At 66.1% G+C, this 17,461-nt stretch carries 30 protein-coding genes; all 30 read left to right on the top strand.

Annotated features, from left to right (window positions below; translation table 11 throughout):
* Nucleotides 1–119 precede the first annotated feature (119 nt).
* The 30 genes from rplB (at nucleotide 120) to truA (ending at nucleotide 17,431) form a co-directional block, all read left to right on the top strand.
* Nucleotides 120–956 (top strand): 50S ribosomal protein L2, encoded by an 837-nt coding sequence (rplB, locus tag H9X80_RS03695; RefSeq protein ID WP_204792996.1) that lies wholly within the window; start codon nucleotides 120–122, stop codon nucleotides 954–956.
* Nucleotides 957–986: 30 nt separating this feature from the next.
* Nucleotides 987–1,247 (top strand): 30S ribosomal protein S19, encoded by a 261-nt coding sequence (gene rpsS, locus H9X80_RS03690; RefSeq protein ID WP_087227318.1) that lies wholly within the window; start codon nucleotides 987–989, stop codon nucleotides 1,245–1,247.
* A gap of 15 nt (nucleotides 1,248–1,262) precedes the next feature.
* Nucleotides 1,263–1,622: a 50S ribosomal protein L22 gene (gene rplV / locus H9X80_RS03685; RefSeq protein ID WP_204792995.1), complete on the top strand. Its 360-nt coding sequence runs from the start codon at nucleotides 1,263–1,265 to the stop codon at nucleotides 1,620–1,622.
* A 6-nt stretch (nucleotides 1,623–1,628) separates the two neighbouring features.
* Nucleotides 1,629–2,339, top strand: a complete 711-nt coding sequence (rpsC, locus tag H9X80_RS03680; protein WP_204792994.1) for a 30S ribosomal protein S3 — start codon at nucleotides 1,629–1,631, stop codon at nucleotides 2,337–2,339.
* Nucleotides 2,339–2,764, top strand: coding sequence for a 50S ribosomal protein L16 (gene rplP, locus H9X80_RS03675; RefSeq protein ID WP_204792993.1), 426 nt, complete (start codon nucleotides 2,339–2,341; stop codon nucleotides 2,762–2,764). Before rpsC ends, rplP begins: the two co-directional genes overlap by 1 nt.
* A 3-nt stretch (nucleotides 2,765–2,767) precedes the next feature.
* Nucleotides 2,768–2,983, top strand: coding sequence for a 50S ribosomal protein L29 (rpmC, locus tag H9X80_RS03670; RefSeq protein WP_204792992.1), 216 nt, complete (start codon nucleotides 2,768–2,770; stop codon nucleotides 2,981–2,983).
* 17 nt (nucleotides 2,984–3,000) lie between these two features.
* The gene (gene rpsQ / locus H9X80_RS03665; RefSeq protein WP_204792991.1) at nucleotides 3,001–3,264 is read left to right on the top strand and encodes a 30S ribosomal protein S17; all 264 of its coding nucleotides are present in this window, start codon (nucleotides 3,001–3,003) and stop codon (nucleotides 3,262–3,264) included.
* Between the two features lie 77 nt (nucleotides 3,265–3,341).
* On the top strand, nucleotides 3,342–3,710 hold the full coding sequence (gene rplN, locus H9X80_RS03660; RefSeq protein ID WP_075575863.1) for a 50S ribosomal protein L14: 369 nt from the start codon (nucleotides 3,342–3,344) through the stop codon (nucleotides 3,708–3,710).
* 13 nt (nucleotides 3,711–3,723) lie between these two features.
* Nucleotides 3,724–4,041 (top strand): 50S ribosomal protein L24, encoded by a 318-nt coding sequence (gene rplX / locus H9X80_RS03655; RefSeq protein WP_239471548.1) that lies wholly within the window; start codon nucleotides 3,724–3,726, stop codon nucleotides 4,039–4,041.
* A 382-nt stretch (nucleotides 4,042–4,423) separates the two neighbouring features.
* On the top strand, nucleotides 4,424–4,984 hold the full coding sequence (gene rplE / locus H9X80_RS03650; RefSeq protein ID WP_204792990.1) for a 50S ribosomal protein L5: 561 nt from the start codon (nucleotides 4,424–4,426) through the stop codon (nucleotides 4,982–4,984).
* A 65-nt stretch (nucleotides 4,985–5,049) separates the two neighbouring features.
* Nucleotides 5,050–5,235, top strand: a complete 186-nt coding sequence (locus H9X80_RS03645; protein ID WP_058271077.1) for a type Z 30S ribosomal protein S14 — start codon at nucleotides 5,050–5,052, stop codon at nucleotides 5,233–5,235.
* A gap of 88 nt (nucleotides 5,236–5,323) precedes the next feature.
* Nucleotides 5,324–5,722 (top strand): 30S ribosomal protein S8, encoded by a 399-nt coding sequence (gene rpsH / locus H9X80_RS03640; RefSeq protein ID WP_087352624.1) that lies wholly within the window; start codon nucleotides 5,324–5,326, stop codon nucleotides 5,720–5,722.
* A gap of 28 nt (nucleotides 5,723–5,750) precedes the next feature.
* Nucleotides 5,751–6,287, top strand: a complete 537-nt coding sequence (rplF, locus tag H9X80_RS03635) for a 50S ribosomal protein L6 (RefSeq protein WP_204792989.1) — start codon at nucleotides 5,751–5,753, stop codon at nucleotides 6,285–6,287.
* A 66-nt stretch (nucleotides 6,288–6,353) separates the two neighbouring features.
* Nucleotides 6,354–6,722, top strand: a complete 369-nt coding sequence (rplR, locus tag H9X80_RS03630) for a 50S ribosomal protein L18 (RefSeq protein ID WP_204792988.1) — start codon at nucleotides 6,354–6,356, stop codon at nucleotides 6,720–6,722.
* A gap of 9 nt (nucleotides 6,723–6,731) precedes the next feature.
* Complete coding sequence (gene rpsE, locus H9X80_RS03625; protein WP_204792987.1) at nucleotides 6,732–7,253, top strand: 30S ribosomal protein S5; 522 nt, start codon at nucleotides 6,732–6,734, stop codon at nucleotides 7,251–7,253.
* A gap of 2 nt (nucleotides 7,254–7,255) precedes the next feature.
* Complete coding sequence (gene rpmD / locus H9X80_RS03620; protein ID WP_087227327.1) at nucleotides 7,256–7,441, top strand: 50S ribosomal protein L30; 186 nt, start codon at nucleotides 7,256–7,258, stop codon at nucleotides 7,439–7,441.
* Nucleotides 7,442–7,450: 9 nt separating this feature from the next.
* Nucleotides 7,451–7,900: a 50S ribosomal protein L15 gene (rplO, locus tag H9X80_RS03615; RefSeq protein WP_204792986.1), complete on the top strand. Its 450-nt coding sequence runs from the start codon at nucleotides 7,451–7,453 to the stop codon at nucleotides 7,898–7,900.
* A complete protein-coding gene (secY, locus tag H9X80_RS03610) occupies nucleotides 7,894–9,171 on the top strand; it encodes a preprotein translocase subunit SecY (protein ID WP_204792985.1) in 1,278 nt (425 codons plus the stop codon). The genes rplO and secY overlap by 7 nt, the downstream gene beginning before the upstream one ends.
* Before the next feature lie 49 nt (nucleotides 9,172–9,220).
* Nucleotides 9,221–9,847 carry an adenylate kinase gene (locus tag H9X80_RS03605; protein ID WP_204792984.1) on the top strand — a complete coding sequence of 209 codons (627 nt, stop codon included), beginning with the start codon at nucleotides 9,221–9,223 and terminating at the stop codon, nucleotides 9,845–9,847.
* Nucleotides 9,844–10,635, top strand: a complete 792-nt coding sequence (gene map / locus H9X80_RS03600; RefSeq protein WP_204792983.1) for a type I methionyl aminopeptidase — start codon at nucleotides 9,844–9,846, stop codon at nucleotides 10,633–10,635. Before H9X80_RS03605 ends, map begins: the two co-directional genes overlap by 4 nt.
* Before the next feature lie 96 nt (nucleotides 10,636–10,731).
* Nucleotides 10,732–10,950, top strand: coding sequence for a translation initiation factor IF-1 (gene infA / locus H9X80_RS03595; protein WP_075575875.1), 219 nt, complete (start codon nucleotides 10,732–10,734; stop codon nucleotides 10,948–10,950).
* Nucleotides 10,951–11,041: 91 nt separating this feature from the next.
* Nucleotides 11,042–11,155, top strand: coding sequence for a 50S ribosomal protein L36 (gene rpmJ / locus H9X80_RS03590; RefSeq protein WP_013252436.1), 114 nt, complete (start codon nucleotides 11,042–11,044; stop codon nucleotides 11,153–11,155).
* A 15-nt stretch (nucleotides 11,156–11,170) separates the two neighbouring features.
* Complete coding sequence (rpsM, locus tag H9X80_RS03585) at nucleotides 11,171–11,542, top strand: 30S ribosomal protein S13 (protein ID WP_204792982.1); 372 nt, start codon at nucleotides 11,171–11,173, stop codon at nucleotides 11,540–11,542.
* Nucleotides 11,543–11,552: 10 nt separating this feature from the next.
* A complete protein-coding gene (gene rpsK, locus H9X80_RS03580; RefSeq protein WP_075279274.1) occupies nucleotides 11,553–11,954 on the top strand; it encodes a 30S ribosomal protein S11 in 402 nt (133 codons plus the stop codon).
* A 15-nt stretch (nucleotides 11,955–11,969) separates the two neighbouring features.
* Nucleotides 11,970–12,563 carry a 30S ribosomal protein S4 gene (gene rpsD, locus H9X80_RS03575; RefSeq protein WP_204792981.1) on the top strand — a complete coding sequence of 198 codons (594 nt, stop codon included), beginning with the start codon at nucleotides 11,970–11,972 and terminating at the stop codon, nucleotides 12,561–12,563.
* 24 nt (nucleotides 12,564–12,587) lie between these two features.
* Nucleotides 12,588–13,529, top strand: a complete 942-nt coding sequence (locus tag H9X80_RS03570) for a DNA-directed RNA polymerase subunit alpha (RefSeq protein WP_204792980.1) — start codon at nucleotides 12,588–12,590, stop codon at nucleotides 13,527–13,529.
* 30 nt (nucleotides 13,530–13,559) lie between these two features.
* Nucleotides 13,560–14,075 (top strand): 50S ribosomal protein L17, encoded by a 516-nt coding sequence (rplQ, locus tag H9X80_RS03565; RefSeq protein ID WP_204792979.1) that lies wholly within the window; start codon nucleotides 13,560–13,562, stop codon nucleotides 14,073–14,075.
* Nucleotides 14,076–14,143: 68 nt separating this feature from the next.
* Nucleotides 14,144–15,742 (top strand): ATP-binding cassette domain-containing protein, encoded by a 1,599-nt coding sequence (locus tag H9X80_RS03560; protein ID WP_204792978.1) that lies wholly within the window; start codon nucleotides 14,144–14,146, stop codon nucleotides 15,740–15,742.
* On the top strand, nucleotides 15,735–16,493 hold the full coding sequence (locus H9X80_RS03555; RefSeq protein ID WP_204792977.1) for an energy-coupling factor transporter transmembrane component T family protein: 759 nt from the start codon (nucleotides 15,735–15,737) through the stop codon (nucleotides 16,491–16,493). The genes H9X80_RS03560 and H9X80_RS03555 overlap by 8 nt, the downstream gene beginning before the upstream one ends.
* 146 nt (nucleotides 16,494–16,639) lie before the next feature.
* Complete coding sequence (gene truA / locus H9X80_RS03550; protein ID WP_204792976.1) at nucleotides 16,640–17,431, top strand: tRNA pseudouridine(38-40) synthase TruA; 792 nt, start codon at nucleotides 16,640–16,642, stop codon at nucleotides 17,429–17,431.
* The last annotated feature ends 30 nt before the right edge of the window (nucleotides 17,432–17,461 follow it).

The raw sequence follows: 17,461 nt of genomic DNA, 5'->3' as shown, positions 1-17,461 counted from the left end.
CCCCTTGGGGGCTCGGGCTGCTCTGCCGCGCATGATGGATACGCGCGGTACCGTGGTAATCCGGTGTCGCCCGCCACTCCCTGAGCGGGACGGCCAGCGGAAAAGAAGGGAAAGAGTCAATGGCAGTCAAGCACCTCAAGCCCACGAGCGCCGGCCGGCGCTTCCAGACGGTCTCGGACTTCTCCGAGATCACCTGCACGAAGCCCGAGAAGTCGCTACTCGAGCCCCTGCCCAAGAAGGCCGGCCGCAACAACAACGGCCGCATCACCACCCGTCACCAGGGCGGCGGCCACAAGCGTATGTACCGCAAGATCGACTTCAAGCGTCGTAAGGACGACGTGCCGGCCAAGGTCGCCACGATTGAGTACGACCCGAACCGCTCCGCGCGCATCGCCCTGCTGCACTACGTCGACGGCGCCAAGGCCTACATCCTGTGCCCCGAGGGCCTGCACGTGGGCGACGTGGTCGTCTCCGGCACCAAGGACATCGACATCAAGCCCGGCAACTGCATGCCGCTGTCCGAGATCCCCGTCGGCACCCTGGTGCACGCCGTGGAGTTCCAGCCGGGCAAGGGCGCCGCTATGGCCCGCGCCGCCGGCACCTCCGTTCAGCTGATGGGCAAGGACAACGGCTACGCCGTCCTGCGCATGCCCTCCTCCGAGCTTCGTCGCGTCCTGCTCACCTGCCGTGCCACCATCGGCGAGGTGGGCAACGCCGACCACTCCAACATCGTCATCGGCAAGGCTGGCCGCAGCCGCTGGGCCGGCGTCCGCCCGACCGTCCGTGGTACCGTCATGAACCCGGTCGACCACCCGCACGGCGGCGGCGAGGGCAAGAACCACACCTCCGGTCGCCCGTCCGTGACGCCTTGGGGCAAGCCGACGAAGGGTTACAAGACCCGCGACCCGAAGAAGGCCTCGAACCGCCTCATCATCCGTCGCCGCAAGTCCAAGTAGCCGGAACACGAGTAGTAGGAGATAGAAAGCATGAGCAGAAGTCTCAAGAAGGGCCCGTTTGTGGAGACTCGCCTCCTCGCGCGTGTCGCCGCCCAGAACGAGGCCGGCACCAAGGAGGTCATCAAGACCTGGTCGCGCTCCTCGACCATCTTCCCCGAGATGGTCGGTCACACGATCGCCGTCCACGACGGCCGCAAGCACGTGCCCGTGTACGTCACCGAGTCCATGGTTGGTCACAAGCTGGGCGAGTTCGCCCCCACGCGCACCTTCCGTGGTCACAAGGCCAACTAGGGGGTAGGGAACTAAATGGCTAACACCAACACCAACGAGGTCCGTGCCACGGCCAAGTACGTGCGCGTCGCTCCGCGCAAGGCCCGTGCCGTCGTCTCGCTGATCCGCAACCTCCCCGTTGAGAAGGCCCTCGAGGTCCTCCAGTTCTCGACCCGCGCCGCCTCCGTGGACGTGGCCAAGGTGCTTCGCTCCGCGATCGCGAACGCCGAGAACAACAACGGCCTGCGCGCCAACAACCTTTACGTGAAGCTCGCCTACGTCGACGAGGGCCCCACGCTCAAGCGCATCCGTCCTCGCGCCAAGGGCTCCGCTTCCCGCATCAACAAGCGCATGAGCCACATTACTGTCGTCGTTGCTCCCCGGAAGGAGGCGTAAGCGAGCATGGGTCACAAGGTTCAGCCGACCGGCTTCCGTCTCGGCATCACCGAGGAGTGGCGTTCCCGCTGGTACGCCGATAAGAACTACGCCGAGACCCTCGGCAACGATCTCGCCATCCGCTCCTACCTCGAGAAGCGCCTCGCCAAGGCCGCCCTCTCCCGCGTTGACATCGAGCGCGCCGGCGACAAGGTCAAGGTCACCATCTACACCGCCCGCCCGGGCATCGTGATCGGCAAGAAGGGCGCCGACATCGACGCCCTGCGCTCCGACCTCGAGAAGGTCGCCGGCGTCGCCAAGGGCCAGGTCTCCGTTGACGTCGTCGAGGTCAAGCGCCCCGAGCTCGACGCCAACCTGGTCGCCCAGTCGATCGCCGAGCAGCTCGAGCAGCGCGTAGCCTTCCGTCGCGCCATGCGCAAGGCCGTCCAGTCCGCCCGCAAGGCCGGTGCCAAGGGCATCCGCATCCAGTGCTCCGGCCGCCTCAACGGCGCCGAGATGGGCCGTCGCGAGTGGTATCGCGAGGGTCGCGTGCCCCTGCACACCCTGCGTGCCGTGATCGACTACGGCCAGTCCACCGCCCGCACCACCATGGGTGCCTGCGGCGTCAAGGTTTGGATCTACCTCGGTGAGAAGCTGCCCGGCCAGGCCACCCCGCGCCCGGCCCTCGAGGGCTCCTCGCGTCCTCGCCGTGGTCGCAATGAGAGGAGGGGCCGCTAATGCTCGCACCTAAGCGCGTCCTGCACCGCAAGGTCCAGCGCGGCTCGATGAAGGGTCACGCCAAGGGCAACACCGAGCTGCACTTTGGCTCCTACGGCATCCAGGCGCTCGAGGCGCACTGGATCACCAACCGTCAGATCGAGGCCTGCCGTGTCGCCATGACCCGCTACATGAAGCGTGGCGGCAAGGTCTGGATTACCATCTTCCCGGACAAGCCCATCACCAAGAAGCCGGCCGAGACCCGCATGGGCTCCGGCAAGGGCAACCCCGAGGAGTGGGTGGCCGTCGTCAAGCCGGGCCGCATCATGTTCGAGATCGACGGCGTCCCCGAGGACGTCGCCCGCGAGGCCCTGCGTCTTGCCCAGCACAAGCTGCCCATCAAGACCAAGATCGTCACCCGCACCGAGCAGGACGGGGAGGAATAGTCAATGAAGTACAAGGACATCCAGGCCATGAGCGACGAGGAGCTCGCCAAGAAGCTGGAGGAGGGCCGCGCGGAGCTCTTCAACCTCCGCTTCCAGATGGCCACCAGCCAGCTTGACAACACGGCTCGCGTCAAGACCGTCAAGAAGGACATCGCGCGCGTCCTCACCGAGCAGCGCGCCCGTCAGATCGCCGCGGAGAAGTCCGCCGCCGAGAACTAGATCGCAGGAGAATGACTATGGCTGAGACCACCAGAAACGCGCGTAAGGTCATCACCGGGACTGTCGTCTCCATCTCTGGCGACAAGTCCATCACGGTGAAGGCTGACTACCGCAAGCGTCACCCCAAGTACGGCAAGATGATGACCGTCTCCAAGAAGTTCCACGCTCACGACGAGAAGAACGAGTGCGGCATTGGCGACCTCGTCACCATTATGGAGACCCGCCCGCTGTCCAAGACCAAGCGTTGGCGTCTCGTCGAGATCGTCGAGCGCGCCAAGTAAGTATCAGTGACGAGTCCATCCCATGTGCGTCGCTCTTCTGGGCGCACCTCTGGGAGGGCAGGTTCGGAGGAACACCAATGATTCAGATGGAGACCATGCTCAACGTCGCTGACAACAGCGGCGCCCGACGCGTGAAGTGCGTCAAGGTCCTCGGTGGCTCCAAGCGTCGCTACGCCGGCCTGGCCGACGTCATCATCGGCGCCGTGCAGGAGGCCACCCCGGGCGGCTCGGTGAAGAAGGGCGACATCGTTCGCTGCGTCATCGTGCGCACCACCAAGGAGACCCGTCGCAAGGACGGCAGCTACATCAAGTTCGACCAGAACGCCTGCGTGCTGGTCGACAAGGAGGGCGAGCCCAAGGGCACCCGTATCTTCGGGCCCGTGGCTCGCGAGCTCCGCGACCACAAGTACATGAAGATCGTCTCGCTCGCGCCTGAGACGCTCTAGGGAGTGAGGACGAATGGCTAAGATGCACGTGAAGAAGGGCGACAAGGTCGTCGTCCTCTCCGGTAAGGACAAGGGCAAGGAGGGCACCGTCCTGGTTGCCAAGCCCTCCGAGGGCAAGGTCGTCGTCGAGGGCGTCGCCGTCGTCAAGAAGGCCATGCGCCCCACTGCCCAGAACCAGCAGGGTGGCATCGTGGAGAAGGAGGCCGCCATCGACGCCTCCAACGTCATGGTCGTCTGCCCCAAGTGCGGCAAGCCCTCTCGCATGGGCCACGCCGTGAACTCCGAGGGCAAGAAGGTCCGCGTCTGCAAGAAGTGCGGCGCCGAGTTTTAAGGGCCCGCTAGACCTTGCAGTGGGGGAGGCCCTCCGCTTATCTCCGGGAAGTGCACTACGCGAAACTTCCCTCCGATAAGCGGAGGGCCTCTTGCTGTCAAGGTGACCGTCGGCTCCTCTCGGCGCCGCCCTGGTCTGTGCTCGGTTGTTTGGCGGGGCTGGGGGCGGGGAATTGTGGAGTTGCGCTGATGTGCGGTGTTGGCTGGATTTTATGTGGACGAAGGAATAACATGTCTCTTTGCGTCTGTTGATAGGGAGAGTTCTGTCTCGACAGAGCGGTCCTTCTCGCCGGCGCATGACAACGGCTCCTGGCCCTGCCAAGGTCAGGAGGCACGAGGTTGGAAACCCCGTGCTTAAAGCCCCAAGAGTTGAAGGAGTGAACATGGCAGACGAGAAGTACGTCCCGCGTCTCAAGGAGCAGTATTTCGCCACCGTGCGTGACGAGCTCCAGAAGCAGTTCGGCTACAAGAACGTCCACCAGATTCCGAAGATCGAGAAGATCGTCGTGAACATGGGCGTCGGCGAGGCCGCCACGGACGCCAAGGCCATTGACGGCGCCGTTGCCGACCTGCGCGCCATCACCGGCCAGCAGCCGCTCGTGACCCACGCCCGCAAGTCCATCGCCACCTTCCACCTGCGTGCCGGCATGCCGATCGGTGCCAAGGTGACCCTGCGCGGCGACCGCATGTGGGAGTTCCTCGACCGTCTCATCTCCATGGCCATCCCGCGCATCCGCGACTTCCGCGGCATCTCCCCGAAGAGCTTCGACGGCCGTGGTAACTTCTCCATGGGTGTCACCGAGCAGCTCATCTTCCCGGAGATCGACTTCGACAAGGTCGATCGCACCCGTGGCATGGACATCACCATCGTGACCACCGCCCAGACCGACGAGGAGGGCAAGGCGCTTCTCTCCGCCTTCCACTTCCCGTTCAAGGCTGAGTAGGTCAGATAAGGTTTCAGCGGCGTCCGGCGCGGCCGGGCGCCTAGATGCACTTTGAAGGAGGATTTGTGGCTAAGACATCGATGATCGTCAAGGCGTCGCGCGAGCCGAAGTACTCGACCCGCAAGCAGAACCGCTGCCAGCGCTGTGGGCGTCCCCACTCCGTTTATCGCAAGTTCGGCCTCTGCCGTGTGTGCTTCCGCGAGCTTGCGAGCAAGGGCGAGCTTCCTGGCGTCCGCAAGGCAAGCTGGTAGGACGCAGGGCTCTGGCGTCCAGGCGCTCCTGCCACGGGCTCGAGCGAACCGAACGCGCAGGTTCATCATTACCTAAGGAGAAGGATCCATGAAGATCACTGACCCCATTTCCGACATGCTGACGCGCATCCGCAACGCGAACGCAGCCAACAAGGCCGAGGTGTCCATGCCCTCGACCAAGGTGCTCGTTGAGGTTGCCCGCGTCATCTGCGAGGAGGGCTACATCGCCGGGTACGAGGTCGAGGACACGACCCCGCAGAAGACCCTCCACATCACGCTTAAGTACGGTGCCCGCCACGCGAAGGTCATCCGTGGCATTCGTCGCATCTCCAAGCCGGGACTGCGCATCTACTCCACCGCCGACAAGCTCCCGCGCGTGCTCGGCGGCCTCGGCACCGCCGTCATCTCCACCTCCAAGGGCATGATGTGCGACCGCGACGCCCGCAAGATGGGCATCGGCGGCGAGGTCATCGCCTACGTCTGGTAACTCTCGGCAGGAATGAAAGGAGACAACCGTGTCTCGTATTGGTAAGAAGCCTGTCCAGGTTCCGGCCGGAGTCACTGTGACAGTCGATGGCACCACCGTTACCGTCAAGGGCGGCAAGGGCGAGCTCACCCGCACCTTCTCCGACCTCGTTGAGATCAAGGAGGAGGGCGAGGAGCTCCACGTTGTCCGCGTTGACGACACCACCGCCTCCAACGCCCAGCAGGGCCTCACCCGCACCCTTCTTCACAACATGGTCGTCGGCGTCTCCGAGGGCTTCGAGAAGAAGCTCGAGCTGACCGGCGTCGGCTACCGTGCCGCGCTCAAGGGCAAGGACCTCGACCTCTCCCTCGGCTACTCCCACCCCGTGATCTACGCCTGCCCGGACAACATCTCCTTCGAGGTGCCGGACAACACCCACATCACGGTCAAGGGCATCTCCAAGGAGCAGGTCGGCCAGGTTGCCGCCGAGATCCGCATGAAGCGCCCGCCCGAGCCGTACAAGGGCAAGGGCATCCACTACGAGGGCGAGCACATCCGCAGGAAGCTCGGCAAGGCGGCCAAGTAGGCTAAGTAGCCCTGCATAGCAAAAGACCATCACCCCGTCAGGTGATGGCACGTCTAAGGAGAATGAATGAACAAGCAGCAGGCGAAGAAGGCCGGTCTCAAGCGCCGCGAGCGCCGCGTCCGCGCCAAGATCTTCGGCACCGCTGAGCGTCCGCGCCTCAGCGTGCACCGCACCAACGCGAACATCTACGCTCAGGTCATCGATGACGCCGACGGCAAGACCATCTGCTCTGCCTCGACCCTCGACCCCGAGTTCCGCGCCACCGGCAAGCTCGGCTCCAACAAGGAGGCCGCTACGTTCGTGGGCGAGCTCGTGGGCAAGCGCGCCGTCGAGAAGGGCGTCACCGAGGTCACGTTCGACCGCGGTGGCCGCATCTATCACGGCCGTGTCAAGGCTCTGGCAGACGGTGCCCGCAGCGCGGGCCTGAAGTTCTAGGAGGATTCAATGGCACGTGATCGCAAGCGCCGCGAGGACACCGATCTTCAGGAGCGCGTCGTCTTCATTCACCGCGTCTCTAAGACCGTCAAGGGCGGCCGTCGCATGTCCCTCGTAGCCCTCGTGGCCGTCGGTGACGGCAAGGGCAACGTCGGTCTGGGCATGGGCAAGTCCGCCGAGGTGCCCCTGGCCATCCAGAAGGGCGTCGAGGACGCCAAGAAGAACATGTTCAAGGTGGCCGTCACCGAGCACGGCACCATCCCCCACGCGGTTGAGGGCCACTACGGCGCCGGCCACGTTCTGATCAAGCCGGCTATCGAGGGTACCGGCGTCATCGCTGGCGGCCCCGTCCGTCCGCTCTTCGAGCTCGCCGGCATCACCAACGTGCTCTCCAAGTCCCTCGGCACCAGCAACGCCATGAACATCATCAAGGCCGCCGCCGAGGGCCTCAAGCAGCTCTCCAGCCCCGCTGAGACGGCTGAGCGCCGCGGCATCACCGTCAGCGAGATGTTCGCCGGGAAGGAGAACTAACGATGGCTCAGTCCCTCAAGATTAAGCTCGTGCGCAGCGCCGTCGCCTCCGTGAAGAAGGACCAGACGGCCACCTGCCGTGCCCTCGGCCTCCGCAAGATCGGCGACGTCGTCGAGCAGCCGGACAACCCGAGCATCCGTGGAATGATCTTCAAGGTCAAGCACCTTGTTGTCGTGGAAGAGAACTAGGAGTCACTCATGCAGCTCAACGATCTGCGTCCCGCTGAGGGCTCGCGCAAGAACCGCAAGCGGATCGGCCGCGGCAACTCGTCCGGCCACGGCACCACCGCGGGCCGCGGCACCAAGGGCCAGCTGTCCCGTTCCGGCGGCGGCAAGGGCAAGGGCTTCGAGGGCGGCCAGCAGCCGCTCGCCATGCGCCTGCCGAAGCTCCCCGGCTTCACCAACCACAACCGCGTCGAGTACGCCCCGGTGAACGTGGCCCGTCTCGAGGCGCTGTTCGCCGACGGCGAGACCGTCGACGCCGACACCCTGGTTGCCAAGGGCGTCATCAAGCACAACTATATTCCCGTGAAGGTCCTCGGCGACGGCGAGATCACCAAGAAGCTCACCGTCAAGGTGGACAAGGTCTCCGCCTCTGCCAAGGCTAAGATCGAGGCGGCCGGAGGAAAGGTCGAGCAGGCGTGCTAAAGGGAATCGCCAACGCGTTTCGCGTTCCGGAGCTCAGGCAGAAGCTTCTTCTGACGGCGGGAATCCTCCTGCTGTACCGTTTCGGTGCGTATCTGCCCGTTCCGGGCGCGCCGTTCCAGGACCTTCTTGGCAACTACCAGGCTGCCATGTCCTCGAGCGGAGCGATGGCCGTGCTCAACCTGTTCTCAGGTGGCGCGCTTTCCCGCATGTCCGTCTTTAGCCTCGGAATCATGCCCTACATCACGGCGCAGATCATTCTGCAGTTGCTGCAGGCCGTGATTCCCTCGCTCGGCGAGCTTGCCCGTGAGGGCGAGGCCGGTCAGCGCAAGATCACGCAGTACACGCGGTATCTGACGATCGGCCTCGCCCTGCTCAACGCCATTGGCTACCTCTTCCTGTTCAGGAGCTATGGCGTGAGTCTCTCGGGCCTGGCGCTGCCCGAGCTGCTCATGGACTTCGTCGTGGTCTTCACGATGGTCGTGGGCGCCATCATCATCATGTGGCTCGGCGAGATCATCACGCAGAGGGGCGTGGGCAACGGCATGTCGCTCATCATCTTTGCGAACATCATGTCGGGCCTGCCCACCTCGCTGATCTCCTCGGTGACCTCCACCGGCAACATCGTTCTGACGGTGGTGACGCTGGTGGTGATCGTGGCCATCGTCCCGATCATCGTCTTTGTGGAGCGCGGCCAGCGCCGCATCCCGATTCAGTACGCCAAGCGCGTCGTGGGCCGGCGCATGATGGGCGGCCAGTCCACCTACCTGCCGATCAAGGTCAACACCGCTGGCGTGGTGCCGATCATCTTCGCTTCGGCGATTCTGTACCTCCCGGCGCAGCTTGCCGTGTTCTTCCCGACCGTCGGCTGGGTGCAGGCGTTCGCCAACGCGCTTTCTGCCGGCTGGATCAACTGGGTGCTCTCGGTCGTGCTGATCGTGGCGTTTGCCTACTTCTACTCCTCGATGGTGTTCAACCCCACCGAGACGGCAGACCAGCTGCGCAAGCAGGGCGGCTTCATCCCCGGCGTTCGTCCGGGCGCCGCCACCGCTGCCTACATCAAGGCGGCCATCGACCACGTGACGCTGCCGGGCGCGCTCTTCATGGCGATTCTCGCCGTCGTGCCCACCATCATCTTCTGGTTCACGAACAACTCGCTCATCCAGGCGTTTGGCGGCACCTCGGTCCTGATCATGGTCGGCGTGGCCATGGACACGCTCTCCTCCATCGAGAGCCAGCTCAAGATGCACAACTACGACGGCTTCTTCAAGTAGGGAGCGCGTCGCGTCAAGGGTCGGCACGGCTAGGGAAAGGCGGTCATCAATGAACATCGTTCTTCTCGGCGCCCCGGGAGCGGGCAAGGGAACTCAGGCACAGAAGCTCGTCGCTGAGTTCGGCTTTGCCCACATCTCTACCGGTGACCTTCTGAGGGCCGCCATCAAGGAGGGTTCGCGCCTGGGCAAGAAGGCCAAGGGCTACATGGACCAGGGGCAGCTCGTCCCCGATGACCTCGTGGTCGACCTGGTGAAGGAGCGCCTGACCGCCGACGATGCGCAGGCCGGCTTCATCCTGGACGGCTTCCCGCGCAACACCGCGCAGGCCGTCACGCTTGACTCCGAGCTTGCCAACATGGGCCGCACGCTTGACGCCGCGCTGCTCGTGGCCGTTGAGCCCGACGTCATCGTCAAGCGCCTCAGCTCCCGGCGCACCTGCCGCTCCTGCGGCTACACCGCGCCTGCCGGGGTGGACGTGTGCCCGCGCTGTGGCGGTGAGATGTACCAGCGTGACGACGACAAGCCGGAGACCATCCAGCACCGTCTTGACGTCTACCAGACGCAGACCGCGCCGCTCGTGGAGTACTACAAGGGTCACTCAATTCTCAGGGAGGTTGACGGAGACCGTCCGGTCGACGAGGTGTACGCCGACGTCAAGACGCTCCTGGGTCTATGATCATCATCAAGTCACCCGCAGAAATCGAGCAGATGAAGGCCGCCGGGGCTCTGTCCAAGGCGGCCCTTCGTCGTGCCGGGGCACTCGTGCGGCCCGGCGCCACCACCAGGGAGATCGACCAGGTGGTGGAGGGCTTCATCCGCCTGCACGGCGGCGTTCCCACCTTCAAGGGCTATGGCGGCTTCCCGGGCAGCATCTGCTCGTCCGTCAACGAGCAGATCGTCCACGGCATCCCGTCCCCGCAGGTGGTGCTGCAGGAGGGCGACATCATCTCCATCGACACCGGCGCCACCTACCAGGGCTGGGTCGGCGACAACGCGTGGACCTTCTACGTGGGCGAGCCGTCCCGCGAGTGGCAGGCGCTCTGCGAATGCACGCGCGACTGCCTCAAGGCCGGCATCGAGCAGGCCGTGCCTGGCAACCATCTCGGTGACATCGGGGCCGCGGTGCAGGAGCTCGCCGAGTCGAACGGCTACGGCGTGGTGCGCGACTACGTGGGCCACGGCGTCGGCCGCGTGATGCACGAGGACCCCGAGGTCAGAAACTACGGGAAGCGCGGCCGTGGCGTCAAGCTCCAGGCCGGCATGGTTCTTGCCATCGAGCCGATGATAACGCTCGGCGGCTACGACTGCCACACCCTCGCCAACGGCTGGACGGTCGTCACCGACGACGGCACCCCGGCCGCCCACTACGAGAACACCGTCGCCATCACCCAGGACGGCCCGGTCATCCTGACCCAGGACGAGAAGGGCCCCTGGTGCGCGATGCAGGGAGGTACCGAGGACTAGCGGCCGCCCCTGTTGTGTTTGATTGATGCAGCATGGACGAGCCTGTGTGTTTTCGGTATGATTAACAGTCGCTGTCAGCGTGGAGGGAACGAAGATTTGAGTAAGCAGGACGCCATCGAGCTCGAGGGCAAGGTCGTTGAGCCGCTGCCTAACGCCATGTTCAACGTCGAGCTTGAGAACGGTAAGACCATTCTCTGCACCATCTCCGGCAAGATCAGGATGAACTACATCCGCATCCTGCCGGGCGACAAGGTCGTCGTGGAGATCTCCCCGTACGACCTGACCAGGGGGCGCATCACCTACCGCTACAAGTAGGCGGGGGCGGCGCTCCCCTCAGCTGTGGATATTCACGCCAGCGGCTGGGCGAGTAGATAGTTTGTGTTAGAGCTACCGGAAGGAAAGACTCATGAAGGTACGTCCTTCGGTCAAGAAGATGTGCGACAAGTGCAAGATCATCCGTCGCCACGGCAAGGTTTACGTCATTTGCGAGAACCCGCGCCACAAGCAGCGTCAGGGCTAAGGAAGGAGCTCCAAATTGGCCCGTATCAACGGCGTCGATCTGCCGCGCGAGAAGCGCGTTGAGATCGGACTCACCTACATCTACGGCATCGGCCAGACCCGCGCCACCAAGATCTGCGCGGAGACCGGTGTGAACCCGGACACCCGCGTCAAGGATCTGACCGAGGACGAGGTCACCAAGATCCGTGACTACATCGATGCCAACTACACCACCGAGGGCGACCTTCGCCGCGAGGTGCGTCAGAACACCGCCCGTCTGATGGAGATTGGCTGCTACCGTGGCCTCCGTCACCGCAAGGGCCTTCCTGTCCGCGGTCAGCGCACCCACACCAACGCTCGCACCCGCAAGGGCAAGAAGCGTCAGATCGGTGCTAAGAAGAGGGGCTAGGGAGTAGACAATGCCGCAGAAGAAGAACCAGCGCACTACCCGCGTTCGCCGCTCCGAGCGCAAGAACATCGCCGTGGGCCAGGCCCACATCAAGAGCACGTTCAACAACACGATCGTCTCTATCACCGACCCCCAGGGCAACGTGATCTCCTGGCAGTCCGGCGGCACCGTCGGCTTCAAGGGCTCCCGCAAGTCCACGCCGTTCGCCGCCCAGCTCGCCGCCGAGGCTGCCGCCAAGGCGGCCATGGAGCACGGCCTGCACAAGGTTGCCGTGTTCGTCAAGGGCCCCGGCTCCGGCCGCGAGACCGCGATTCGCTCCCTCCAGGCTGCTGGCCTCGAGGTTTCGGGCATCCAGGACAAGACCCCCATCGCGCACAACGGTTGCCGTCTGAGCAAGCGTCGCCGCGTGTAGCTAGGAGGAATATCAATGGCTATCGATAGGACCCCGGTCCTCAAGAGGTGCCGTCAGCTCGGCATCGACCCCGTTGTGATGGGTATTAACAAGACCTCCCACCGCGAGCCCAAGCGCCGTCGCCGTCAGGAGAGCGAGTACGGCATGCAGCTTCGCGAGAAGCAGAAGGCCAAGTTCATCTACGGCGTTCTCGAGAAGCAGTTCCACCACTACTACGACCTCGCCCTCAAGCGCGAGGGCATCACGGGCGACAACCTCATGGGCATCCTCGAGTGCCGCCTCGACAACGTGGTGTTCCGTCTCGGCTTCGCCCGCACCCGCAAGGAGGCCCGCCAGACCGTCCGTCACGGCCACATCACCGTGAACGGCAAGCGCGTCGACATCCCCTCCTACCAGGTGAAGGCCGGCGACGTCGTCGCCGTGGCCGAGAAGGCCAAGGATCTGCTTCCCATCAAGGAGGCCCTCATCTCCTCCGAGCACATGGCCGTGCCGGCCTGGCTCGAGGTTGACATCGAGAAGCTCAAGGGCACTGTCCTCCAGCTCCCCACGCGCGATCAGATCGACCTTGACATTGACGCGCAGCTGATCGTCGAGCTCTACTCCAAGTAGGCCCGACCAGATTTGGAGGTAGCAATGTCCGAATTCATCCGACCCCAGGTGTCGGTCGAGGAGATCAGCGACAACCTCGCCCGCGTGAGCGCCGAGCCGCTCGAGCGTGGCTATGGTGACACGCTGGGCAACTCCCTGCGCCGTGTCCTGCTGTCGTCCCTGTCGGGCGCTGCGGTCGAGGCCATCCAGATCGATGGCGTGCAGCACGAGTTCACCACCGTCCCTGGCGTCTACGAGGACGTCACCGACATCGTGCTCAACGTCAAGGGCCTGGTGTTCCGCTCCATGGGCACCGGCGACGAGGCTGAGGCCTCCATCTCGATTGACGGTCCCGCCACGGTCACCGGCGGCGACTTCGAGATTCCGGCCGAGTTCGAGCTCGTGAACCCCGAGCACGTCATCTGCACGCTTGGCGCGGGCTCCCACCTCACGATGCGCATGCGCATTGGCGTGGGTCGTGGCTACGTCTCTGGCGAGGACAACGAGCGCGAGAACGACCCCATCGGGATCATTCACGTCGACTCGCTCTACTCGCCCGTCCGCCGCTGCGCCAAGGCCGTCGAGGCCTGCCGCGTCGGCCGCCACACCGACTATGACCGTCTCGTGCTTGAGATCGAGACCAACGGCTCCATCTCCCCGCGTGACGCCATCGTCGAGGCCGCCAACATCATCAACCAGCACATGACCGCGTTCATGAGCCTGACCGATGAGGACGAGCCGGTGGAGGACGCCTCGATTTTCGCTGCGGGCACCGTTGAGGACAACGTCGAGCTTGACAAGCAGATCGAGGACCTGGACCTCTCCGTCCGCTCCTACAACTGCCTGAAGCGCGCCGGCATCCACTCCGTGCGCCAGCTGGTCGAGTTCTCCGAGAACGACCTGCTCAACATTAGAAACTTTGGCGTCAAGTCCATCGAGGAAGTCAAGGACAAGCTCGAGACCATGGGCCTGTCCCTCAAGGCCTAGGCGCGCTGCCGGATTTAGGAGAAGCAAGAAATGCGACACAACAAGAAGAAGGGCATGAAGCTCGGCACCGACGCCAGCCACACCAAGGCGATGAAGAAGAGCCTGGTCCGCGCCCTGTTTGAGAACGACCGCATCAAGACCATCGACGTGCGCGCAAAGGCCATTCGTGGCGACGTCGACCGCGTCATCACCTGGGCCAAGAAGGGCGACATCGCCAGCCGTCGCCTGGCCATCGCTAAGGTGGGCGATAAGGATCTCGTCCGTGAGGTCTTCGAGAAGGCCGCCCAGGGCATGTGGGCCGACCGCAATGGTGGCTACACCCGCATCATGAAGCTCGGCCCCCGCAAGGGTGACGCCGCCGAGATCGTGATTATGGAGCTCGTCACCGAGCCGGTCCAGCCGAAGGCCAAGAAGGCCGCGGCCACCGTCACCAAGGTCGAGGAGGCCCCCGTCGAGGAGCCGAAGGCCGAGGAGACCACCGAGGAGGCCATCGCTGAGGAGGCTCCCGCCGAGGAGGCCGAGACGACCGAGGAGAGCGCCGAGTAGTCGGCACTTCTCGCAAGAGACGCATGAGGCCCCGGCCACGCGCTGGGGCCTTTTTCGTGAGGATGGGGGTGAGACGCTTGATCGAGGTGCGTGACGTGCGGTTTGCCTACGCCGGGAGAACGCCCGCCCTGGACGGCGTCTCGCTTGCCGTGCGGCCCGGGGAGCGCGTGGTGCTTCTGGGCGTCAACGGCTCGGGCAAGTCCACCCTCGGCAGGCTGCTCAACGGTGGCCTCGCACCTGCCTCCGGCTCCGTCTCCGTGGACGGCGAGAAGAACCCGCGCCTGCTGGTCCGCCTCGTGGGCTACGTGCGGCAGGACCCGCGTAACCAGATCGTGAGCGCCCTCGTGTCCGACGAGGTGGCCTTTGGGCCGCGTAACCTCGGCCTTACGCGTGATGAGGTGCTCGAGCGGGTGGGGTGGGCGCTCGGCCAGTGCGGCATCGCGGACCTCCGTGACCGCCTCACGACCGAGCTCTCGGGAGGACAGCAGCAGCTCCTGGCCATCGCCGGGGTCCTTGCGATGCGCCCGCGCTACCTCGTGCTCGACGAGGTGGGGGCGCACCTTGACGAGGCCTCGCGCGAGCGCGTCCGCGCCGTCGTCCGAACGCTCGTGGCCGAGGGCGTCGGCGTGGTCGAGGTGGCGCACGGCCCCCAGGACCTGTTTGGCGCGTCTCGCGCGCTGGTGCTTAGGGCGGGCGAGCTGGCCTGGGAGGGCGCGCCCGAGGAGCTCCTTTCCTCCGAGGAGGCGCTTGGCGCGCTTGACTGGCGCGGCGACGCCCTCACGGAGGCGCTGCGGGGAGCCGTCCGGGCGGGCCATGCGCTTGGCGCGCGCCCGGATGTGGACGCGCTCGCCGCGCACCTCCCCGCGCCAGCGTCGAAGCCGGTGCCCCCAGCAGCCTCGGGCGCCGTGCCGCCGTGCCTCGCGCCTGAGCCTCCCATGCTTGCGCTGTCCCGCGTGCGGGTCGACTACGAAGGGCTCGTCGCGCTCGACGACGTGACCCTCTCCGCCTCCGGTCTGACGCTCGTTCTGGGTGCCTCCGGCTCCGGCAAGACCACCGCGGCGCGCGTGCTCGCGGGGGTCCTCCGGCCTGACGCGGGCCAGGCGGAGCTCAACGGCGCGCCGGTGCGCGCCGGACAGGTGGGTCTTGTGTTCCAGCGCCCCGAGGACCAGCTCTTCTGCGACACCGTGCTCGACGAGCTTGCCTACGGCCCGCGAGCGGCGGGCGCCCCGGCTGAGGTGGCGGAGCGCCGGGCCCGTGAGGTGGCCTGCGAGCTGGGCCTTGCGGACGGGCTGCTCTCCCGCTCGCCCTTCGAGCTCTCGGGCGGCCAGATGCGGCGCGTGGCCCTGGCGGCCGTGGTGGCGGCACGTCCCGCGGCCTTCGTCTTTGACGAGCCGACGGCGGGCCTCGACGCCCCGGCGCGCCGCCAGCTGCGTGCGCTCGTACATACGCTCGTCGACTCCGGCGCCCCTGTGGTCGTGATCACCCATGACGCCGGGGACTGGCTCGCCGAGGCGGACGACGTCTACCTCCTGGCGTCCGGCCACGTCGTCGCCCACGAGGACGCCGGGCTCGTCGCCCGCTCGCCCGAGCTCTTCGAGCGCGCCGGGCTCACTCCTCCGCTCACGGTGCGCCTGCGCGCCCGGCAGGAGGCGAGCCTCCATGCGTAGGGCCGTCACGCTCGGCACCTACGTCGACCGGCGAACGCCCCTGCACCGCGTCGACGCGCGGGCAAAGCTCGTCGTGCTGCTACTGGCCTCCGTGGCCTCCTTCGCCGCGCCCGTGCCCATCGGCCTGGCGGTAGTGGCACTCGGGCTCGCCTGCGCCCTCGTGGCGAGCAGAACCTCCCCGTACGAGGTTCTTCTCGGCCTTCGGCCCGCGCTGGTGGTGCTGGGGCTCTCCCTTGTGGCCAACGCCGTGGTGCTCGTGGGGCAGCCGGGGATCTCGTGGGCGGGCCTGGCGCGGGGCGCCACCGCGGTCTGCCGCATCGTGCTTGTGGTGGGGTTCGCGCTCGTGTTCTCCGCGACCACGATGCCGCCCGCCATTGCCGACGCGCTCTCCGCCCTGCTGGCGCCGCTGCGTCGCCTGGGCCTGCCGGTGGGGGACCTCGCGATGATGCTCTCGATGGCGCTGCGCTTCATCCCGCTCACGATGGAGGAGGCCGAGCGCATCCGCAGCGCCCAGCGCGCCCGTGGCGCCCGGCTTGACGAGGGTGGCCCCCTCGCGCGCCTGCGTGGCTGGGGGCAGGTGCTCGTGCCGCTGCTCGTGAGCCTCTTCCGCCGCGCCGACGAGCTGGCCTCCGCCATGACGGACCGCAGCTACACGGGGGAGCAGACCTCGTTTGCGGGGCCGCTGGCCGCCCGCGACGTCGTGGTGCTTGCTGTCGGGGCGGCATGGGCCGTGGCGGCGGTGCTGCTCTAGGCCCGCCTGTTCGGGTGCCCGTGACGCGCGCAAACGTCAAGGCGCTCCCCGCACGCTCTAGGCCCGCCCGGCCGCTCGGTCGGGCGCCATCGCGTATCATCGAGCCGGGCACCTGCGCCCGGCTTACCCAAGGAGAAAGGCACCCCATGTCAGAGGGAACGCTCGTCATCAGGCTCGGTTACCGCGGGGCGGCCTTCGCGGGCTTTGCGGAGCAGCCCGGCGTGCGCACCGTTGCCGGCGAGCTGCGCCGCGCGCTGGAGACGGCCCTGCGCCGCCCGGTGGAGCTCACCTGCGCGGGCCGCACGGACGCCGGGGTGCACGCTCTCGCGCAGCACGTGAGCCTGCCCGTCTTTGACGACGAGCTCGACCTCCCTGCCTGGCGGCTCATGCGGAGCCTCGTGGCGCTCACGCCCGACGACCTCTCCGTCCGCGCCCTGCTACGCGCGCCCGCGGGCTTCTCGGCGCGTTTTGACGCACTGAGCCGCAGCTACCGCTACCGCATCGCGGCGTCCGAGGCGCGCCCGGTGCTGGCGTGGGACCACGCGTGGTGGTACAGGGGCGCCCTTGACGTGGAGGCCATGGACGCCGCGGCACGGCCGCTCATCGGCGAGCACGACTTCAAGAGCTTCTGCAAGGCGTCCTCGGCGGAGGGCAAGCCCACCTGCCGCAACGTCTCCCGCCTGCGCGTGCATCGCGTCGAGGAGGCGGGGGAGGAGCTCGTGGCCATCGACGTCACGGGCAACGCCTTCCTCCACAACATGGTGCGCACCATCGCCGGCACCCTCGTGGAGGTGGGCCGCGGGCACCGCGACCCCTCGTGGGCGGCCGACGTCCTGGCCGCGTGCGACCGCACCGCCGCGGGGCCGTGCGCCCCCGCGAAAGGACTCACCTTCGTCGGGGTAAAATACCCTGAGCTAACTCTTACGCCCTGGGAGTAAATCCCGGCGGTTCAGCCTGGAAGGAACAAA

It is taken from the genome of Olsenella profusa, from assembly GCF_016900315.1.
Classification (GTDB): domain Bacteria; phylum Actinomycetota; class Coriobacteriia; order Coriobacteriales; family Atopobiaceae; genus Thermophilibacter; species Thermophilibacter profusus_A.
The sequence above is the reverse complement of the archived record's forward strand: the minus strand, read 5'-3'. Positions and strand labels throughout refer to the sequence as shown.

Bases quoted from the DNA above. Each gene is read 5' to 3' on its own strand.
- rplB (WP_204792996.1), top strand. From the start codon at position 120: ATGGCAGTCAAGCACCTCAAGCCCACGAGCGCCGGCCGGCGCTTCCAG.
- rpsS (WP_087227318.1), top strand. From the start codon at position 987: ATGAGCAGAAGTCTCAAGAAGGGCCCGTTTGTGGAGACTCGCCTCCTC.
- rplV (WP_204792995.1), top strand. From the start codon at position 1,263: ATGGCTAACACCAACACCAACGAGGTCCGTGCCACGGCCAAGTACGTG.
- rpsC (WP_204792994.1), top strand. From the start codon at position 1,629: ATGGGTCACAAGGTTCAGCCGACCGGCTTCCGTCTCGGCATCACCGAG.
- rplP (WP_204792993.1), top strand. From the start codon at position 2,339: ATGCTCGCACCTAAGCGCGTCCTGCACCGCAAGGTCCAGCGCGGCTCG.
- rpmC (WP_204792992.1), top strand. From the start codon at position 2,768: ATGAAGTACAAGGACATCCAGGCCATGAGCGACGAGGAGCTCGCCAAG.
- rpsQ (WP_204792991.1), top strand. From the start codon at position 3,001: ATGGCTGAGACCACCAGAAACGCGCGTAAGGTCATCACCGGGACTGTC.
- rplN (WP_075575863.1), top strand. From the start codon at position 3,342: ATGATTCAGATGGAGACCATGCTCAACGTCGCTGACAACAGCGGCGCC.
- rplX (WP_239471548.1), top strand. From the start codon at position 3,724: ATGGCTAAGATGCACGTGAAGAAGGGCGACAAGGTCGTCGTCCTCTCC.
- rplE (WP_204792990.1), top strand. From the start codon at position 4,424: ATGGCAGACGAGAAGTACGTCCCGCGTCTCAAGGAGCAGTATTTCGCC.
- rpsH (WP_087352624.1), top strand. From the start codon at position 5,324: ATGAAGATCACTGACCCCATTTCCGACATGCTGACGCGCATCCGCAAC.
- rplR (WP_204792988.1), top strand. From the start codon at position 6,354: ATGAACAAGCAGCAGGCGAAGAAGGCCGGTCTCAAGCGCCGCGAGCGC.
- rpsE (WP_204792987.1), top strand. From the start codon at position 6,732: ATGGCACGTGATCGCAAGCGCCGCGAGGACACCGATCTTCAGGAGCGC.
- rpmD (WP_087227327.1), top strand. From the start codon at position 7,256: ATGGCTCAGTCCCTCAAGATTAAGCTCGTGCGCAGCGCCGTCGCCTCC.
- rplO (WP_204792986.1), top strand. From the start codon at position 7,451: ATGCAGCTCAACGATCTGCGTCCCGCTGAGGGCTCGCGCAAGAACCGC.
- H9X80_RS03605 (WP_204792984.1), top strand. From the start codon at position 9,221: ATGAACATCGTTCTTCTCGGCGCCCCGGGAGCGGGCAAGGGAACTCAG.
- map (WP_204792983.1), top strand. From the start codon at position 9,844: ATGATCATCATCAAGTCACCCGCAGAAATCGAGCAGATGAAGGCCGCC.
- rpmJ (WP_013252436.1), top strand. From the start codon at position 11,042: ATGAAGGTACGTCCTTCGGTCAAGAAGATGTGCGACAAGTGCAAGATC.
- rpsK (WP_075279274.1), top strand. From the start codon at position 11,553: ATGCCGCAGAAGAAGAACCAGCGCACTACCCGCGTTCGCCGCTCCGAG.
- rpsD (WP_204792981.1), top strand. From the start codon at position 11,970: ATGGCTATCGATAGGACCCCGGTCCTCAAGAGGTGCCGTCAGCTCGGC.
- H9X80_RS03570 (WP_204792980.1), top strand. From the start codon at position 12,588: ATGTCCGAATTCATCCGACCCCAGGTGTCGGTCGAGGAGATCAGCGAC.
- rplQ (WP_204792979.1), top strand. From the start codon at position 13,560: ATGCGACACAACAAGAAGAAGGGCATGAAGCTCGGCACCGACGCCAGC.
- H9X80_RS03555 (WP_204792977.1), top strand. From the start codon at position 15,735: ATGCGTAGGGCCGTCACGCTCGGCACCTACGTCGACCGGCGAACGCCC.
- truA (WP_204792976.1), top strand. From the start codon at position 16,640: ATGTCAGAGGGAACGCTCGTCATCAGGCTCGGTTACCGCGGGGCGGCC.